Raw genomic sequence first — 2,511 nt, forward strand, 5'->3', positions numbered from 1 at the left:
CGGCCGTCCGGGGGTGCCTCGCAGATCCCGCCGACGACGACGAGGTCGAGCTCGGCCGCCAGCCGGGACCAGGACCGGACGGTGGGCCCGTCGAGCGGTTCGGCCAGGGCGACGGCCTCGGCCAGCGACTCGAACACGTACCCGCTGGGGGTCAGCTCGGGGAGTACCACCAGCTGGGCCCCGGCGTCGGCGGCGCTGCGGACCGCAGCCGCGGCTGCCGCCCGGTTGGCGTCGACCTGGCCGATGGCCAGCTCGAGCTGGCAGGACGCGGCAACGATCGTCGAGGGGAGGCTGGCAGCGGGCACGTCGGCGATCTTGCCACCGCCTTCCTCGGGCGATCTACTCCGTCGTCCTGGCATCAGCCGGGCTCGCCGATGTCCTCGTTCCACAGCGCCGGCTCGGCCTCGATGAACTCGGCCATCATCGCGGTGCACTCGTCGGAGTCGATGACGACGACCTCGACCCCGCGTGAGCGCAGCAGGTCTTCGGCGCCCATGAAGGTGCGGTTCTCGCCGATGACCACCCGCGGGATGTCGTAGAGCAGGATCGCCCCGGTGCACATGTCGCACGGCGACAGCGTCGTGTACATGGTCGAGCGCCGGTAGGCCGTGGCCGGCAGCCGCCCGGCGTTCTCCAGGGCGTGGGTCTCCCCGTGCCGGATGGCGCTGCCCAGCTGCACCCGCTGGTTGTGGCCCGAGCCGAGCACGACGCCGTCGGCCACGAGGGTCGCGCCGATCGGGATCCCCCCTTCGGAGCGGCCCCGACGAGCCTCCTCGATGGCCAGCCGGAGGTGCTGCAGGTCGTCCACGGTGGCGCTCATGCCTGCACCGTGGCCGGTTCCGCCGCCGACCGGGCCCGACTCGGCTGGAACAAGATCGCGTAGAGCAGGGCGGAGATGACGAAGCCCACCTCGAAGGTCGGGTCACCGACCGAGGGGTAGTGCTTGGGGACCCAGCCGACGTACTCGGTCTGGTTGCTGAACAGCCAGATCGACACGACCATCCCGACCGCCATGGCCACCGGGCCGGCCCAGTTGCGGTGCCGGTGGTCGAACAGCAGGTCGCCGACGTGGTGCCCGCGGCGGAGCAGCTGGTCGGTCAGGAAGACGGCCAGCCAGGGCCCGATCCAGTACGCGATGACGAGCAGGAAGTTCTCGTACTTCGAGCCGGCGTCGTGCAGCCCGCTCAGCGCGACGACGAACCCGGCCATGGCGAAGACCACGGCGACGACCGCGCGGCTGGCCCGAACTGGGAGCTTGATGCCCAAGGTGGTGAAGCTGAGCGCCCCCGAGTAGATGTTCAGCACGTTGGCCGCGATGGCTCCGAGGGCGATCGCCAACAGGGTCAGGTCGGCGACGAAGGACGGCAGGTCGTGGGTGAACGCCGTGGTCGGGTTGGCCCAGTTCGCGCCGGGGATCGTCGCGGCCGCGGCCCCGACGGTCTCGAGCAGGATGCAGGAGATGGCGATGCCGGCACCGGCCCACAGCCCGGTGGCCCTGCGGGAGGTGTGCGGCGGGAAGTAGCGGGTGTAGTCACTGGCGTAGGGGTTCCAGCCGGCGGCGTAGCCGAACGTCGCGCCGACGGTCAGCAGGAAGCCACCGATCCCGCCGCTGGCGTGCACCGCGCCCGGCTGTGCCTTGGACAGCACGATCACCGAGGCGATGACGAAGACGACGGCGAGGAACGGGAACGCGTAGCGCTCGTAGGCGTGCACCAGGTTATGGCCGAAGAAGGCCGCCGCCATCTGGATGGCCACGATGATCACCAGGCAGAGCTTGTCCGACCAGTGGGTCAGGCTGCTGAGCGCGAAGGCCCCGCTGACGCTGTTGACCGCGAACCAGCCGATACCGGCGACGACCGCGTTGAGACCCGCGGGGAGGATGTTGCCGCGGTAGCCGAACGAGATGCGGGACAGCACCATCTGCGGCACCCCGAAGGCGGGGCCGCGCGCGGAGAGCACGCCGTGGGTGAGCGAGCCCAGCAGGGTGCCGAGAACGATCGCCGCGACCGCCTGGGGCAGGTTCAGGCCGAAGACGGCCACCGCGAGGACGCCGACGAAGACGGTTGCGAACTCGAAGTTCGGCGACGTCCAGGTCCAGAACAGCTGATGGGGACGCCCATGGCGCTCCTCCAGCGGGATGAACTCGGCGGCCCCCGGCTCCACCGCGACAACTCGTGTTCCGTACGCGCCCTCACGTACTTCCGGGGCGTCGACCAGCTCTTCCTCGAGTGGGTTCATTGTCCGTTTTCTCGGTCGGGGGTAACTGTTTAGGTGCCGACGGCTATGGGCTCGCGCCGATCGCGGGGATCCAGGGCTGACCGGTGAACAGGTCGCGGAGTACGACCATGGCGCTGTGGCCGTGTGTGCGGGCGGCGGACAGGTGGGACCGGACGTCGAGGAAGGCCTCGGCGCCGGTGTCGGAGCGCCAGCCGCCGGAGATCTTCTGCTGGAGCTTGACCATGCGGATGTCTCGTTCGGCTTGGTTGTTGTCGAACGGGACCCGCAAGTTGG

Annotated in this window: 4 protein-coding genes; all 4 read right to left on the bottom strand. The window is 70.0% G+C overall.

Going from position 1 to position 2,511, the window contains the following annotated elements; genetic code table 11:
* A partial coding sequence (locus VIM19_09195) for a nitrilase-related carbon-nitrogen hydrolase (protein ID HEY5185054.1) occupies positions 1-305 on the bottom strand: 305 nt, incomplete at its 3' end.
* A gap of 53 nt (positions 306-358) precedes the next feature.
* On the bottom strand, positions 359-820 hold the full coding sequence (locus tag VIM19_09200; protein HEY5185055.1) for a nucleoside deaminase: 462 nt from the start codon (positions 818-820) through the stop codon (positions 359-361).
* A complete protein-coding gene (locus VIM19_09205) occupies positions 817-2,238 on the bottom strand; it encodes a cytosine permease (GenBank protein HEY5185056.1) in 1,422 nt (473 codons plus the stop codon). The genes VIM19_09200 and VIM19_09205 overlap by 4 nt, the downstream gene beginning before the upstream one ends.
* A 43-nt stretch (positions 2,239-2,281) precedes the next feature.
* Positions 2,282-2,511, bottom strand: a 230-nt coding sequence (locus tag VIM19_09210; protein ID HEY5185057.1) for a transposase, incomplete at its 5' end; no start/stop codon positions are given.

The organism is Actinomycetes bacterium (assembly GCA_036510875.1).
Lineage (GTDB): Bacteria > Actinomycetota > Actinomycetes > Prado026 > Prado026 > DATCDE01.